Annotated in this window: 14 protein-coding genes and 1 pseudogene; 4 read left to right on the forward strand and 11 right to left on the reverse strand. The window is 49.3% G+C overall.

All coding sequences use genetic code 11. The features are described 5' to 3' along the window. Nucleotides 1–13: 13 nt before the first annotated feature. The 3 genes from B5F87_RS07720 to B5F87_RS07730 form a co-directional block, all read right to left on the reverse strand. Nucleotides 14–1,171 carry an MBL fold metallo-hydrolase gene (locus B5F87_RS07720; RefSeq protein ID WP_087279265.1) on the reverse strand — a complete coding sequence of 386 codons (1,158 nt, stop codon included), beginning with the start codon at nucleotides 1,169–1,171 and terminating at the stop codon, nucleotides 14–16. A gap of 196 nt (nucleotides 1,172–1,367) precedes the next feature. Then, a complete protein-coding gene (locus tag B5F87_RS07725; protein WP_087279268.1) occupies nucleotides 1,368–3,125 on the reverse strand; it encodes an ABC transporter ATP-binding protein in 1,758 nt (585 codons plus the stop codon). Nucleotides 3,126–3,127: 2 nt separating this feature from the next. Then, nucleotides 3,128–4,864 (reverse strand): ABC transporter ATP-binding protein, encoded by a 1,737-nt coding sequence (locus B5F87_RS07730; protein ID WP_087279271.1) that lies wholly within the window; start codon nucleotides 4,862–4,864, stop codon nucleotides 3,128–3,130. Between the two features lie 192 nt (nucleotides 4,865–5,056). Between B5F87_RS07730 and B5F87_RS07735 the strand changes: the two genes are divergently transcribed. The 4 genes from B5F87_RS07735 (at nucleotide 5,057) to B5F87_RS07750 (ending at nucleotide 10,115) form a co-directional block, all read left to right on the forward strand. Continuing rightward, a complete protein-coding gene (locus B5F87_RS07735) occupies nucleotides 5,057–5,758 on the forward strand; it encodes a response regulator transcription factor (protein WP_087279273.1) in 702 nt (233 codons plus the stop codon). Further along, entirely contained in the window at nucleotides 5,755–6,993 is a 1,239-nt protein-coding gene (locus B5F87_RS07740) for a HAMP domain-containing sensor histidine kinase (RefSeq protein WP_087279275.1), read from the forward strand. Before B5F87_RS07735 ends, B5F87_RS07740 begins: the two co-directional genes overlap by 4 nt. Before the next feature lie 61 nt (nucleotides 6,994–7,054). Further along, nucleotides 7,055–7,750, forward strand: coding sequence for an ABC transporter ATP-binding protein (locus B5F87_RS07745; RefSeq protein ID WP_087279277.1), 696 nt, complete (start codon nucleotides 7,055–7,057; stop codon nucleotides 7,748–7,750). After that, nucleotides 7,734–10,115, forward strand: coding sequence for an ABC transporter permease (locus B5F87_RS07750; RefSeq protein WP_087279281.1), 2,382 nt, complete (start codon nucleotides 7,734–7,736; stop codon nucleotides 10,113–10,115). Before B5F87_RS07745 ends, B5F87_RS07750 begins: the two co-directional genes overlap by 17 nt. Nucleotides 10,116–10,212: 97 nt before the next feature. On the opposite strand, the pseudogene B5F87_RS07755 reads toward B5F87_RS07750, so the two are convergent. From B5F87_RS07755 to yiaK, 8 genes and pseudogenes are all read right to left on the reverse strand, one after another. Further along, nucleotides 10,213–10,458, reverse strand: a pseudogene (locus B5F87_RS07755) (PfkB family carbohydrate kinase); the annotation flags it as partial. Further along, on the reverse strand, nucleotides 10,374–11,462 hold the full coding sequence (locus B5F87_RS07760) for a mannonate dehydratase (RefSeq protein ID WP_143405234.1): 1,089 nt from the start codon (nucleotides 11,460–11,462) through the stop codon (nucleotides 10,374–10,376). The pseudogene B5F87_RS07755 and the gene B5F87_RS07760, both read right to left, overlap by 85 nt. 37 nt (nucleotides 11,463–11,499) lie before the next feature. Next, the gene (locus tag B5F87_RS07765) at nucleotides 11,500–11,958 is read right to left on the reverse strand and encodes a YhcH/YjgK/YiaL family protein (RefSeq protein ID WP_087279284.1); all 459 of its coding nucleotides are present in this window, start codon (nucleotides 11,956–11,958) and stop codon (nucleotides 11,500–11,502) included. Nucleotides 11,959–11,982: 24 nt separating this feature from the next. Further along, nucleotides 11,983–12,738, reverse strand: coding sequence for a hypothetical protein (locus tag B5F87_RS07770; protein ID WP_087279287.1), 756 nt, complete (start codon nucleotides 12,736–12,738; stop codon nucleotides 11,983–11,985). Between the two features lie 22 nt (nucleotides 12,739–12,760). Further along, nucleotides 12,761–14,155 carry a hydantoinase/oxoprolinase family protein gene (locus tag B5F87_RS07775; protein ID WP_343215740.1) on the reverse strand — a complete coding sequence of 465 codons (1,395 nt, stop codon included), beginning with the start codon at nucleotides 14,153–14,155 and terminating at the stop codon, nucleotides 12,761–12,763. After that, nucleotides 14,152–14,355, reverse strand: a complete 204-nt coding sequence (locus B5F87_RS21700) for a hypothetical protein (RefSeq protein ID WP_343215741.1) — start codon at nucleotides 14,353–14,355, stop codon at nucleotides 14,152–14,154. The genes B5F87_RS07775 and B5F87_RS21700 overlap by 4 nt, the downstream gene beginning before the upstream one ends. A 13-nt stretch (nucleotides 14,356–14,368) precedes the next feature. Continuing rightward, a complete protein-coding gene (locus B5F87_RS21585) occupies nucleotides 14,369–14,503 on the reverse strand; it encodes a hypothetical protein (RefSeq protein ID WP_275532334.1) in 135 nt (44 codons plus the stop codon). Between the two features lie 104 nt (nucleotides 14,504–14,607). Continuing rightward, nucleotides 14,608–15,609, reverse strand: a complete 1,002-nt coding sequence (yiaK, locus tag B5F87_RS07785; RefSeq protein ID WP_087279289.1) for a 3-dehydro-L-gulonate 2-dehydrogenase — start codon at nucleotides 15,607–15,609, stop codon at nucleotides 14,608–14,610.

The raw sequence follows: 15,609 nt of genomic DNA on the forward strand, positions 1-15,609 counted from the left end.
GCTTTTTATCGTTCTATCTCATTTCTTTTGCAAGCGCAGCGATTTCCTCTTCGTTAGCAGGAGTCATTGCGGACTTGATAGTAACCGTCGTATCAGCAAAAGTAATATTAGCGGATTTATCAAAAGCCGCTTTCATCACTTTGGCTGCTGTCGGCGCCCAGGTACCATTCTCAATAAAGGCCACTTTACGGTTCTGATAGCCTCTCTCTGTAATTTCCGCCAGGAAATCACGCATGAACGGAAATACCTCCGCATTATATGTAGTGGATGCAAGAACCATCTTGCCGTAACGGAAGGCATCTTCCACAGCCTCTGCCATATCACAGCGGGCCAGGTCATTTACCACAACCTTCGGGCAGCCTTCTTCTTCCAGTTTCTTTGCCAGAAGCTCCACTGCTTTTCTGGTATTGCCATATACAGAGGTGTAAGCAATGACTGTTCCCTCTGTCTCCACACCGTAAGAAGACCAGGTGTTATACAGATCAAGGTAATAACCGAGGTTCTCTTTTAATACCGGACCATGGAGCGGGCAGATCACCTGGATATCCAGAGCAGACGCCTTTTGTAAAAGCTTCTGCACCATGAGACCGTATTTGCCAACGATACCGATGTAGTATCTTCTCGCCTCGCAGGCCCATTCCTCTTCCACGTCCAGCGCGCCGAACTTACCAAAACCATCGGCGGAGAACAATACCTTATCCGCAGAATCATAGGTTACCATAACTTCCGGCCAGTGTACCATCGGAGCAAACACAAAAGTAAAGGTATGTTTACCGGAAGAAAGAGTCTCTCCGTCTTTTACAACCAGTCTTCTATCAGCAAAGTCTGTGCCGAAGAACTGTTTTACCATATTGAAAGCCATGGCGTTGGCAACGATCTTCACTTCCGGATATGCTTCCGCAAAAGCCGCGATATTGGCGGAATGATCCGGCTCCATGTGCTGAATGATAAGATAATCCGGTTTCCGGCCGTCCAGTACCTCCGCCACGTTGGCAAGCCACTCATCTTTGAAATGCGCGTCCACCGTGTCAAATACAACCACCTTCTCATCCATTACCACATAAGAGTTATAAGCCATACCATTTGGAACCACATACTGGCCTTCAAACAAATCAATCTGATGATCATTGACTCCCACGTAATAGATATCCTCTGTTACTTTACTAAACATTTTGTTCACCTCATAAAATAAAAATGTATCATTATATTTTTTAGTGCCGCGAATAAAAGATTAAAAGTTGCAGACAATCTGTCTTTTATTGGTCAGCAAGTTGATTATAAGGGATTTTCCACGAAAAAACAAGTATTCCGCCATACATTTGCTGTATCTTTACAGAAACAAAATTCTCAATAAATGTAAGAAACTGCTACACATTCGCGAACTGACTGTTATACAGCTGCGCATAAAAACCATCCTGCGCCAGCAGACTTTCATGATCGCCCTGCTCGATGATCCTGCCGTTTTTCATCACGAGAATCGTATCCGCATTCTGTATTGTAGAAAGGCGGTGGGCGACGATAAAACTGGTTCTCCCCTCCATGAGCTTGGCAAATGCGTTCTGAATCTTTTGTTCCGTTCTTGTATCAATCGATGAGGTCGCCTCGTCCAGGATCAGCATTGCCGGCACATGCAGCATGACTCTCGTAATACACAAAAGCTGTTTCTGTCCCTGACTCATGCCGGCGCCGTCCTCTGTAATCCACGTATCAAGGCCCTTCGGCATTTTCTTTATGAAACTATAGGAATGCGCTTCCTTGGCCGCATGTATGATCTCCTCGTCAGTAAAAACGTCACTGCCCAGAGTGATATTATCCCGGACAGTTCCTGTTTTCAGCCAGGTATCCTGCAGTACCATACCATAGGAATCTCTGAGACTGTATCTGGTCACCTGCCGGATATCTTCGCCGTCTACCTGAATGGCGCCCGCATTTACGTCATAGAACCTCATGAGAAGATTAATAATCGTTGTCTTTCCGCATCCCGTGGGCCCTACGATAGCCACTCTTTGTCCTTTCTTTACCTGCAGGTTAAAATCCTCAATGAGTTTCTTCTCCGGTTCATAAGAAAACTTTACATGGGAAAGAGATACATCTCCTTTCACGTGGACAAGTTCTTTTGCATCTGCAGGCTCCGGCGTCTGCGGCGTTTCGTCGATAAGTTCGAAAATACGTGCCGCGCAGGCAAACGCATTTTGTAATTCTGTCACCACACCGGAAATCTCGTTGAACGGTTTGGTATATTGATTGGCATAGCTCAGCAGCACCGTAAGCTGTCCCACAGATAATCCGCCGGTCAGCGCCGTGAGCGCTCCGCTTAAGGCTACGCTGGCATAAACAATGCTGTTGACAAACCGGGTGCAGGGATTAGTGAGAGAAGAATAAAAAGTTGCCTGCAAAGAACAGTCTCTCAGACGTTCATTAATCTCGTCAAATCGTTCCTGCGCTCTTTGTTCATAGCCAAAAGCCTTCACAACCTTCTGTCCTTCCATCATTTCTTCTGTGAGCGCCGTTTCCTGTCCTCTGGTCTCCGACTGAAGCCGGAACATAGAATAAGTATGACTGGCGATAAATCGCGCCACAAACAAAGATATCGGCGTCAGACATACTACCAGCAGAGCAATCCACACATGAATAGAGAACATAAAACCTATGGTCCCTAAAATAGTGATGACTCCCGTGAAAAACTGGGTGAAACCCATAAGAAGTCCGTCGGCAAACTGATCCACGTCAGCGATGACACGGCTCACCACGTCCCCGTAGGAATGACCGTCCACATATTTCAGAGGAAGAATTTCAATTTTTTCTATGGCGCGGTTTCTGATATCCCGGGTCACATGAAACGTGATGCGATTATTACAGATATTCATTATCCACTGCGCAAGCCCGGTCACAATGGCGGCTGCCACTCCGGACAGGAGAATTTTTCCAATGACGGTAAAATGAACCTGCCCCGGTCCGATAATATGATCAATAGCCTCCCCCATCAATATCGGCAGATACAACGTTCCCGCAACCGTCGCCGCCGCCGTGAGCAGAGACAGGATCACAAAAAAACTATGAGGCTTCAGATAAATCCAGAGGCGCGCCGCCGTTTCTTTCTGCGTCATTTTTTTCTTCTTTTCCATGGTTATGCCTCCTTCTTAAACTGTGTCTCATAAATTTCCCGGTAAATGTCGCATTCTTGCAGCAGGGAAGCGTGGTCACCCATACCCGCGATCTTTCCGTCATCCAGCACGATAATTTTATCGGCATGCATCAGAGACGACGCCCTCTGTGCCACAATAAACACGGTCGGTTTATGTTTCATTTCTTTGATTGCCTGACGCAGCCGGGCATCCGTCGCGAAGTCAAGGGCCGAAGCACTGTCGTCCATGATAAGCACCGGCGCTTTTTTCAGCAGTGCCCTGGCCAGTGTCAGCCTCTGCTTCTGACCGCCGGACAGATTTCTGCCGCCCTGCTCTACATAAGCATCAAGCCTGCCGTCTTTCTCATCCACAAATTCTTTTGCCTGTGAAATGGCAAGAGCTTCCTCTATCTCCTGTTCGGCAGCTTCCGGCACCCCCATCAGGAGATTACTCCGGATAGTTCCCGCAAAAAGCTGTGCTTTCTGCGGCACCACCGACACCATATTCCGAAGTTCCCGGAAACTGTATTCCTTCACATCATGCCCGAAAAGCGAAACTGTCCCGGATACTGCATCATAAAAACGAGGGATTAAATTCACAAGAGTGGTTTTACCGGCTCCGGTGCCTCCGATAATGCCGATAGTCTCTCCCGGTTCCACACGAAAAGTAATATCGCTGACAGCCGCTTCTCCTCCCTCATTATAGCAGAAGGAAACGTCTGAAAACTCTACCGCCGGAACGCCAGACTGCTTCTCCGGATAAAAAGAGGAATACTCCAGGCTGCCTTCCTTCATCTCCGGCGCGATCGCAAAAATATCCTGCACACGATTCACACTGGCGAGAGCCTTTGTGATGGTCACGATCAGGTTGGCAAATTTGATAAGCTCCACCAGAATCTGAGACAGATAGTTATAAAGAGCCACCACTTCACCCTGAGAAAGAGAGCCTTCATTTACCCGCACGGCTCCGGTCTGAATGAGCACAATGATCGCCAGATTGATGATCACGAGAGTCAGCGGATTGGTCAGACCTGAAATCATACCCGCCAGTTTCTGCAGCGCTGTCAGCCGGTCATTACCTGCAAAAAACGCTTCTTTCTCGCTCTCTTCTCTGTTGAACGCGCGAATAACGCGCACGCCGGTCAGATTCTCCCGGGTTATGTTCAGAATATGATCGAGCGCCGCCTGCACTCTCTTATAGATAGGTTTCGTCACACCCATGACCGTAAAGACTACCAGGGACAGCAGCGGAATGGTCACAACAAAAATCAGCGCTGCCCGCACATCAATGGTAAACGCCATGATCATGGCGCCGAACACGATAAACGGGGACCGGAGAAACAGGCGCAGCACCATGTTGATGCCGTTCTGCACCTGATTAATATCGCTGGTCATACGGGTGATAAGGGTGGAACTGCCGATATCATCCATTTCCCTGTATCCAAATGATAAAATGTGCGAAAACAGCCGGGAGCGCATGGCCGAAGCCGCTCCCACCGCCGATTTTGCCGCGAAATACTGCGCTGTGATGGAAAACAAAAGACCAATAAGCGCCAGCGCGAAAAGTACCAGACACATCATAAAAATGTAACGCCTGCTGCCCGTGTAAATGCCTTTATCAATGATGGCTGCAACCACCAGAGGCACCAGCAGTTCCAGCATCGCCTCCAGCATCTTAAACAAGGGCGCGAGGATACTTTCCTTTTTATAGTCTTTCATAAACCGGATAATCATTTTCATAACTTATACTTCCTTTTCCTGACTATTTTCTTCCCGATTAGTCTATCATTTTTTCCAGTAGTTTAAAAGTTTAAAATCATTTTTTCTTTCCGTACATTCTTGCCATTTTCCCGCTCCTTAAACTATAATAAGTCTCGAACGCAACTTTCTTTATTATAGATGAGAACTGCCATATTATAGAGGAGAACTACCATGCAAAAAATATTATTACTGGAAGATGACGCTAGTCTGATCGACGGACTGGAATACAGCCTGAAAAAGAATAATTTTTCCGTGGATACCGCACGGTCTCTGGCTGAAGCGAGAGCGCTTCTGTCCTCTGTATCATATACCCTTTTACTTCTTGATGTCACCCTGCCTGACGGAAACGGTTTCGATCTGTGTGAGGAAATACGAAAAAACGGCAACGCAGTACCTATCATTTTCCTTACGGCTTCTGACGAAGAATTTCATGTGATCCGCGGTCTGGACAGCGGCGGAGACGACTATATCACAAAGCCTTTTCGTCTGGGCGAACTTTTCTCCCGGATTCGGGCTTTGCTCCGAAGAAGCGGCAGCAAAAACATTCCGGGTGGGGATTCCTCTGTCCTTACTTCCGGAAATATTTCCATCGATCTGCTCACCAGCCGTGTCACCCTTTATGGTCAGCCGCTGGAGCTGACCTCTGCCGAATACCGCCTTCTCTGCCTGCTGGTACGAAACGCAGGACTAGTGGTCACCCGCAGTATGATCCTTGATGAACTCTGGGACGGAGCCGGACATTTTGTAGATGATAATACTCTCTCCGTCTATATCCGCCGTCTGCGGGAAAAAATAGAAAAAAATCCTTCCCGGCCCGAACTTCTCACAACCGTTCGCGGTTTCGGATACCGGTGGAACGAGGTGAGACAATGACATTATTACAAGATAAACGACAGCGTACTCTGATTCTGACCACCATTTTTCTTCTCAGCTTTCTGCTGGTCGGCATGTTTGCCCTGAACCTTTTGCAGGAACAACGGATACAGCATCTGGCGCTGACCCGAACCAACGCTATGGTGAGCGCCCTGCTTGAAGACGGAGTCCCGGCAGACGTCTGCGCCAGGGCCGTCACCGGAAACAGGATATCCTCCGAGGGAGCGGCTCTCCTTCGCAAGCTGGGATTTTCTGCAAACAACAGTTTTTCTGTTCACGAAACACAGAACACATTCCTCACGGCGACGCTGCTTTTTATCTCCTTTACCGGCTGTCTGCAGCTTCTTGTTCTGTTTCTTTTTGTCCGGAAACAGGAATCCCTCTATAGAGAAGCAGCAGAAACGGTCACCCGTTACACCGGCGGCGACTTTTCATGTCTGCTTCCTCCGTGGGATAACGGCGGACTCTCCCATCTGTTCGACAAAATCAACACTATGGCAACGGCTCTCCAGGCAGGTCAGGAGACTGAAAAACAGGCAAAAATTTTTCTGAAAAATACTGTCTCTGACATTTCCCATCAATTAAAAACGCCTCTTGCCGCCCTGTCCATGTACAACGAGATCATCCGGGACGAGACCAATCATTCTATGACCGTGCAGACTTTTTCTGAAAAATCCGCTGCTTCCATAAACCGGATGGAACACCTCATCAAAACATTACTGAAACTCACCCGCCTTGACGCCGGGGGCATTGAATTCCATAAAGAAAGCTGTCCGGCCGGCATTCTGGTCCGCACATCCATTGAAGAGCTGACTACCAGAGCCGGGCGGGAGCAAAAAATTCTTTCTCTCCACGGAGAGGAACAGGCGCCGATCTTCTGTGACAAAGACTGGACCATGGAAGCCCTGGAAAACATCGTTAAGAACGCTCTTGACCATACGGATAACGGCGGTCATATCCGCATTTCATGGGAAAGCTCCCCGGACATGACGCGGCTGTCCGTCACCGACGACGGATCCGGTATCCCGGAAGAAGACATCCATCATATTTTCAAACGTTTTTACCGCAGCAAAAATGCCCGGGACGCCCAGGGAGTCGGTCTGGGGCTCCCTCTGGCTAAATCCATCATGGAGGGACAGGGAGGATTTCTCACCGTAGAAAGTTTTCCGGGAGCCGGAACTACTTTTCTTCTATCTTTTCCCGGCAGTAAGGTTTCCCAGCTTACAAAACTGTAAGACTGCATTCACCAGACTGTAAGCTGCCTCTGACATAATAAGAGCGTAAGGAGGTATGTATATGGAAATATTAAAAGTAGAACATGTTACAAAGATTTACGGCTCCGGCGAAAACACAGTGAAAGCTCTCAACGACGTCTCTTTCACTGTCCCCCGCGGAGAGTTTACCGCCATTGTAGGAGAGTCCGGTTCCGGAAAAAGCACTCTCCTAAACTGCATAGGCGCACTGGATCATCCGACCGGCGGAAAAGTGTATATCAATAATACTGATATTTTTGCCATGTCTGAAAAAAAACGGACAATTTTCCGGCGGCGCAATATCGGCTTTGTTTTCCAGTCCTTTCAGCTTGTTCCGGAACTAAATGTGGAACAGAACATCATTTTTCCTCTTCTTCTGGACTATCAGAGGCCCGATCAGGATGCGGTAGATGAGATTCTCGAGGTGCTGGGACTCACAGAACGCCGCCGGCATCTGCCAAGCCAGCTTTCCGGCGGCCAGCAGCAGCGGGTGGCCATTGGGCGGGCGCTGATCACCAAACCGATGCTGATCCTTGCCGATGAACCGACGGGAAATCTCGACTCACGGAGCAGCCGGGATGTGGTGGAGCTTCTGACCGCCGCTTCCCGGAAATACCGCCAGACCATCCTGATGATCACGCACAATATCAATCTGACCAGCGCCGCCGACCGGGTGCTTCACGTCAGCGACGGCGTATTAAAAGATTTGGGAGGGACCAGCGATGAAAAGTTATCTTAGCCTCATTCCCATTTCCGCAAAAGTTCACCGGCGGCAGAACAAAATGACGCTGCTCTGTATTATTCTGGCCGTCTTTCTGGTAAGCACTATTTTCAGTATGGCGGACATGGAACTCCGAAGTCAGAAGATCCGCGCTATCTATGACAATGGCAACTGGCACATAGCCATCCAAAACATTTCACAGGAAGACGCCTCTCTCATCGCGCAGCGTCCTGATGTGGCCGCTTCTTCCTGGTATGCTGTGATGAATTATCGCCTGAAAGAAAATTATGCCTTAAACGGGTCGAAGGTCGCTATCTGCGGCGTAGAAGATACGCTGGTAAACGACATTATGAATAATCTTGGTTCGGGAGAGTTTCCTTATAAGAAGAATCAGATTCTCCTGACGGAAAATGCAAAGGATATCCTGGGCGTGAACATCGGCGATACAGTTACCCTCACCATTCCTTCCGGCGGGACTATGAATTTTACCATTTCCGGCTTCAGCATCAATAACGTGCTGACCTCAAAAGTGGACGCCATTGCCGTCTTTATGTCTCTGCACACGTATCAGAATCTTTTCGCAACTGTAAATCAGAAAACCATGACCGATTCCGATATGACGTACTATGTGCAGTTTAAAGAAAACTGCAACATGCGCCGTTCCATTCAGAATATCAAAGAAGAATATCAGCTGAATGATGACAATGTGGGCGAGAACACCGCACTTCTGGGCGTCCTTGGATTCAGCAGCGATTCCTATATGACCGATCTGTATGTGGCGGCTGTTGTTCTCTTCCTTTTTGTGCTGGCCGCCGGCGTTCTGATGATTGCCAGCAGCCTGAACAGCAGCGTCTCCAGGCGGACAGAATTTTTCGGCATGCTGCGATGTCTGGGAGCAGAGCCGAAACAAATCATGCGGTTCGTCCGTCTGGAAGCTCTGAACTGGTGTAAAGCCGCCATACCTGCCGGTGTTTTTCTCGGCCTTCTGGTCACATGGATTCTCTGCGCCATGCTCCGATACTTAAGTCCGGGCATGTTCGCAGAGCTGCCGGTTTTCGGCTTCAGCCTCTCCGGCATCATCGCAGGCGCTGTCGTCGGCATCCTTACTGTCCTTCTGGCAGCCGGCTCCCCGGCAAAAAAGGCTTCCCGGGTATCGCCGCTGACCGCAGTTTCCGGTAACGCCGGACCACAGACAAAAATCCGGCGGGCTGCCAATACCAGATTTTTAAAAGTCCATACAGCTCTGGGGCTGCACCACGCAAAACAAAATAAAAAGAATCTGCTCCTGATGACTGGTTCTTTTGCCATTAGCATCATACTCTTTCTGGGCTTTTCTGTTTTTGTGGATTTTATGCACCGTGCCCTGAATCCGCTGCAGCCTTACACGCCGGATCTCTCTGTCGCCGTCTCGGACAACAGCTGCATTATCGATAAGGGTCTGGCGCAGGAAATCGGGGAGCTGGATTATGTAAAACGTGTCTATGGACGAAGCTTCGCAGACATCAACGCCACCTGTGAAGGCCGCGATGTCACCGTCACGTTGATCTCTTATGAAGAAAACCAGTTCGGCTGGGCAGAGCAGAAAGGATGGGCTGCCGGAGGAGAAAAACTGCAGCAGGTGATGGACAGCGGAGGGAATACCGTTGGCAAAAACTACGTGCTGGCGGCACAAAACATGGCGCAGCCGCTGCAGGAAGGCGATCAGATCGTCACCGACCGGGGAACGCTGACCGTCTCCGACACATTGTATCAGTGTCCGTTCGATCTTGCCGGCAGCGACTGGATTCTCGTCTGTTCAGAAGAACTGTTCACAGCGATCACCGGAAACGACAATTATACCATTATTGATATTCAGCTGGAAGATAATGCCACCGACGCCGACGTCAACGCCATCCGTCAGCTGGCCAGAGACAGCCTGGGCGGCCGTCTGGCATTTTCTGACCAGAGATTGAGCAATCAGGAAACCAGAGGAGCTTTCTTCTCTTTCGCCCTGTTTGTGTACGGTTTTCTTGCCATCATCGCCATGATTGCCGCCTTCAATATCATCAACAGCATCTCCATGAGCGTCTCAGCACATATAAAACAGTACGGAGCCATGCGGGCGGTAGGTATTGAAATCGGACAGCTCACAAAGATGATCGGCGCGGAAACATTCGTCTACGCTTTCTGTGGCATTCTCAGCGGTGCTATCATCGGTCTACCGCTTCATTATTATATGTGGCAGATGCTCATTGCCAGCCGCTGGAACGATCCGTGGCATTTTCCTGCCTCAGCCTTCGCCGTCATCGTGCTGGTCATCGGTCTTTCCAGCAGCGCGGCTGTGTATGGCCCTGCAAAGAGAATCCGGGAAATGTCGGTGGTTGATGTGATATCCCATGAATAACAGCTGCCTCTTCCACGGCAGAGGGGCAGATGCGATTATGTTTATTGCATCTGCCCCTGTTCATATAGATCTATTTTTGGAGGAATCTATTGACAATTTATCTCTGTACTCTGCCTGAGCCGTCTCCGCCCGCAAGCTTCAGCACTTCATCTACTGACACCATATTATAGTCTCCCTCAATGGAATGTTTCAGGCAGGAGGCTGCAACAGCAAATTCAATCGTTTCCTGCGGTCCATATCCGTTTAGACATGCTGCGATCAATCCGCCTCCAAAGCTGTCTCCGCCGCCCACACGATCCACAATGTGCATCTTATATTTTTTACTGAAATAATAATCTGTTCCAGTAAGCGCTTCCAAGCGCGGTCAAAAAGTCCGTACCCCGGCTTTCCTGTCTCTCCCCATATCATCCTGCCGTGATCAGGACGGAAATATCCGGTAAACCCGGTTTCAACCAGAGCCTTCACGATGGCGTTCATATCAAGAGAACCTTCCTGCGACAGATGACCGGACTCTTCAAAGGAAGTATCCGGCAGGATTTTGACGTTGCGCAAATGCATGAAACCAATTCGTCCCATGGCGGAATATTTTCTGACCAAAGCCGGCACATCGTTTTCCGGCGAACATCCCAGAGAGCCGGTACATAAACACAGGCTATTGGACGGGCTGTCCACGATGGAAAGGTAGCGATCCAGATTTGCCTCGCAGGTAATCACTCTCGGAAGTCCGAAGATCGGATATGGCGGATCATCCGGATGAAGCGCCATGATAACGCCGCATTCCTCCGCCACCGGGATCACTCGTTTTAAGAAATATTCAATATTGTTCCATAAGCCTTCCTCGCCCAGCTCCTGATAGGCGCGAATCAGCTCCCTCACTTCATCCTGGGTATAGCTGGCGTCCCAGCCCGGAAGATGAATATCATCTTTCAGCGGGTCCAGCCCTTTCATCTGCTCCCAGTACATAACAAGGCTGGTGGAACCGTCCTCCGCCACTTTATCAAGCTGTGTTCGCGTCCAGTCAAATACCGGCATAAAATTATATGTGATACATTTGACGCCATATTTGGCACAGCGGCGGATCGACTCACAGTAGTTTGCGATATGTTCTTCTCTTTCCGGTCTTCCCAGCTTGATTTCTTCGGTGACCGGAATGGATTCCACCACGTCAAACACCAGGCCGTGCTCTCTGCACAGTTCTGACAGACGGCGGATGCTTTCTTCCGGCCAGACCTGTCCCGGTTTTACGTCGTATACAGCCGAAACAACCGAACGCATCCCCGGAATCTGGCGGATTTTATCTAATGTAACGGGATCATCTTCCCCGTACCAGCGAAATGAACTTTTCATTTTGTTCTTCCTCCTCTACTTTGCAGATGGATTTTTGTCATATTTTTATTTTCACAACGATCTTTTTTACTTTACAAGGGCCGGCCGCCGTCATTCGTCTCGGCGCATGTCCATCCTCCGGAGGAACAATGGCAAAGTCTCCTTTTTTCAGAATCACTGCTCCTGCTTCAGCCGGCTCCTCATAGAAAATCAGATCCCTTTCCTCATCATACTCCATGGATGCAAGCAGAGTATTCACCGGCGCATAGCCAAAACACTCTTCCCCCTCTGCCACATACTGCAGATCAAAATACGCACGATGACTTTCAAACGGACAATCCTCTGCTGCCATGGTCGTATAGCTCTGTACATTTGCATATATATCTTCACCTTCAATGGGAATGTTGCCTGTCGGCAGAGCGGCAAGATCCGTTTCCCTTAAAAATGTAAAGGCTTTTTTAAATTTATCGCTGAGATAATCATACTTCTCAGCCAACGAAAGATTTGTCGTTAACATCTCATCTCCTCATTAATTAAATATTTATTGTTGTCCCCTCATCTTCTCTTCCGTCAGACGACAGATTTCCTCAAACAAACCGGCGGCCATGTTTCTGTCATATGCCCGGACAAGCAGAACATCGAGCATATAGGGCGAAACTGTAAGCCCCAAAAGCTGCGCGGCAAATGCCATGGCGGCAATTTCTGACAGGCAGGCGATTGAAGACTTGTTAGAAAAAGGCTTTCTCCAGAGCTCCACTTTTTCCGTGCGGGTGTAAATCTCCTGCTCGTGCCTTTCTTCCACCGCGTGAAACAATTCATGCGCCAGCAGAATCTCAAATAATCCCTCCCTGTTTAACATCTGGCAGCCGCTTTCTTTCTCCATCGAAGAAGCTTTGTCCAGACAATCGGTAAAAATCGTAATTTCATCGGGCTGCACAAACTGCGCGAACAAAACAAGCTTTCCTCCCACCGGAACAGCGGGCGTCTCTACCCTGATACCCATTTTCGCGGCAATCTCTCCCGGTCTGCGGGTATGATATTCTCCTGCGATACGCTCCGCCCATTCTTTTCCGCAATCGTTTGCCTTCCTGATATACTGTCTCTTCTGCCCGGCGGAAAATTTGCCGGAAAGCGGCTCCCGGTTAAATGCGTACAGTCCCCAGTCTTCCTCATCAAAGCTTTCCAGTTTCCCTACCATTTCTTTCAATGGAAGCTCCGGCTCCGTTTTCACAGGCGCAGGAGTGCTCCCACCGCAAAATGCACAAAACAGCTCTTTCAGTTTTTCCGTTTTTCCCATAGAAGCACTCCTCTCCGTCGTCTTACAGACTGTTCTTTGCCCCGACGATGATGACGTCATCCGCCGGATTGATCGTCTGCATTTCCACTTCCATCAGCATCATGATCTTATCAAGATCGATGGAACCGGCAAAGTCCATGACCCTCGCGCCGGAACAAATATAATAATCCGGACGAAGAATTGCATCCTGCTGATAGATTGCCAGCTCTTCCCACAGCTGGGAGACCACATTCCGGTAGCTTCCCGCTTTGCAGAGAACGGCTTTTCCATCATTTCTCTGGACTTTGATGAATCCTTTTTTGTCAAGGATGCGCAGCGGATGTTTTCCTTTCCTGTCCATACCGAATACAAAGAAATGTTTTGTCGCACATTCTTCCGTGATTTCTGAAGGCGCAGCTTTCAGATCGTCGGCCGCCAGCTGACAGGCTTCCTCTGCCGTACATTCTTTTAACAGATCTGTCGTCTTTACTTCCGTTGAACCCAGGGCAATGGCTGTCAGCTTGGAAGTCTGCGGGTCTATCTCTATATGCACCTCCACACTGTCTGCTGCCGCGCCGCTTTCCACCGCTTTGTCGATGGCTTTCGCTTTAATGGAACGGATATCTTCCGGCGTCGGATTTGGAACCACACGTTCCACAACGTCACGAACCATGGCAAGAGCAACGCCGATGGAGGAAATGACCTCCGCATTATCCGGAATCGAATAACGAAGTCCCATCTTATCGGAGCAGAAACCGATCAGAGCGGCAGCTCCTCCGCCGACGCCCACCAGGCTGATCTGGTCTTTTTCGAGACGATATTTTTCTGCCAGATCCATAATGATCGGCTCAATCTTTTCATAAGCTCTCGTAAGGATCTGCGTCGCCACCTCTTCTACAGTTTTTCCCATGTAGTCCGCCAGAGGCTGCATGGCCTTGCGAGCCGCGCTGGCATTTCCATAAGCGAAATATTCCGGCTTGATGAGCCCCAGTACATTTGCCGCGCAGGTATTGGTGATGGTGATACGTTTTCCGTTTTTCAGTTCAATGGCAACATAATCATCCGGATCGCCTTCTTTCGGACTGAAGAAAACAACCTTCGGATCCACGATCTCTTCTTCCGGCGTAAACACGGCGTAATCCATACCGGCTATGTGCGCAGAACGAGGACCGACATCCTTCACTCCATTTTTATCCGCACGAATCATGCTTCCGCCTGCAACGCCCAGAACACGGACATCCAGGCTGCTGATGTAGGTACGGTGCCCGCCGACCACAGAATAATCAATGGCAGGACGTCCGTCTTTGATAACGCCGATATTGGTGGTGGTGCCGCCCACCTCAAAGTACACGCCGTTGGATGCACGAAGGTACATGAGACTGCCCATGACGGAGGCTGCCGGTCCGGAGAGCATGGTAAGCACTGGTCTCTTTTTCATCTCGCTGATCTCCATAACACCGCCGCGCCTCGCATGATCATCAAAGGCACTTCCACGCCGGCCGCCACGCCGGCTTTGTCATCATGGGTCGTCTTCACAGAAGACTTTCCGATGATCTCATGCGTTTCATTATCAATGGCAACCGCTTTTGTGTGCGTTCCGCCCACATCAATACCCATTCGAACTTTTCTATTACTCATTTTCCGCTCCTCCTTAACCGAACATTACATAAGTGATCGCCTGCATGATGATACAGATAATCCACGCATATGGCAGAGTTTTCTTCAGGTGTTCTCTCGTTGAAACCTTAGCATAGCTGACGCCCCAGGCGATCCAGCTCTGTGTCATACAGATGGAAACATTCATCGTGATGGACGGAATGACCATCAACGCGAAAAGGTACGGCGTGGAGAATCCAATTCCTTTTCCTCCTCATTCTCTTCCTATTATAATTACATTTTCAAAACAGAATCCCATACTTCCTCGATGACAGGAATTCCCTGTTCTTTATTTTCTTTGATATTCTTCAGTTCCAGCTCACCCGGATAGAGAACTTCTCCTCCTTCTGCAACAGGTTCAGAAGATTTCACATCTGCCAGAATGGCATCGACGATGGCGTCCGTCTCCTCCACCGTATTAAACTTTGTCGGATCAATGGCGATCATAATCTGTGTCAGACCAATCTCATCACCAAAGGTTCCGATTTTCTGAACGGAGTTTCCATTGGTCAGTACGGTGGCAATCAGGTCAAGGATGATGGAGAGACCGCTTCCCTTCCAGTATCCCATCGGAAGCACACGCCATGTTTTCTCAATCTCTGCCGGGTCTGTGGTCAGCTCTCCTTTGGTATCGTATCCTCCCGGAACCGGAAGCTGCACGCCTCTGAGCCGGCAGTCTTCGATCTTTCCATAGGAGAACTGGGAAACCGCGCAGTCGATCATCGCATGTTCTACGTTGGAGCGAGGCACTGCCATGATCAGCGGATTATTTCCAATCTTGCGGTCCACGCCTCCCCACGCCGGCATATTCGGCATCGTATTGGACCAGCAGATACCAATACATCCATTGTCCGCAGCAAGCCATCCATATGTACCTCCGCGCATCCAATGGTTATTATTACCCAATGCAACACAGCCGATTCCATGTTCTTTAGCCAGCTCACAGGCACGGTCCATAGCTCGTTTCGCATTCAGAGGACCAAATCCTCTATGACCATCCCAGCGCTCAATGGCACCCATCTGCATCTCGCAGGTTGCTCTTGCGTCCGGATCGATCTCTCCCTTTTCCAGATAGCTGACCACGCGCGGAAAACGATTCAGGCCATGGGAAAACACCCCTGCCAGGCTGTTCTGCGCAAAGATAACTGCCGCATTTTCCGCATCCCCTTTCTGGAATCCTTTTTTCTCCAAAACTCGTGCAAACTCCTTTACCATTTCTTCATACGGAACTCTCAT

This window comes from Eubacterium sp. An3 (assembly GCF_002159465.1).
GTDB lineage: Bacteria > Bacillota > Clostridia > Lachnospirales > Lachnospiraceae > Anaerobutyricum > Anaerobutyricum stercoris.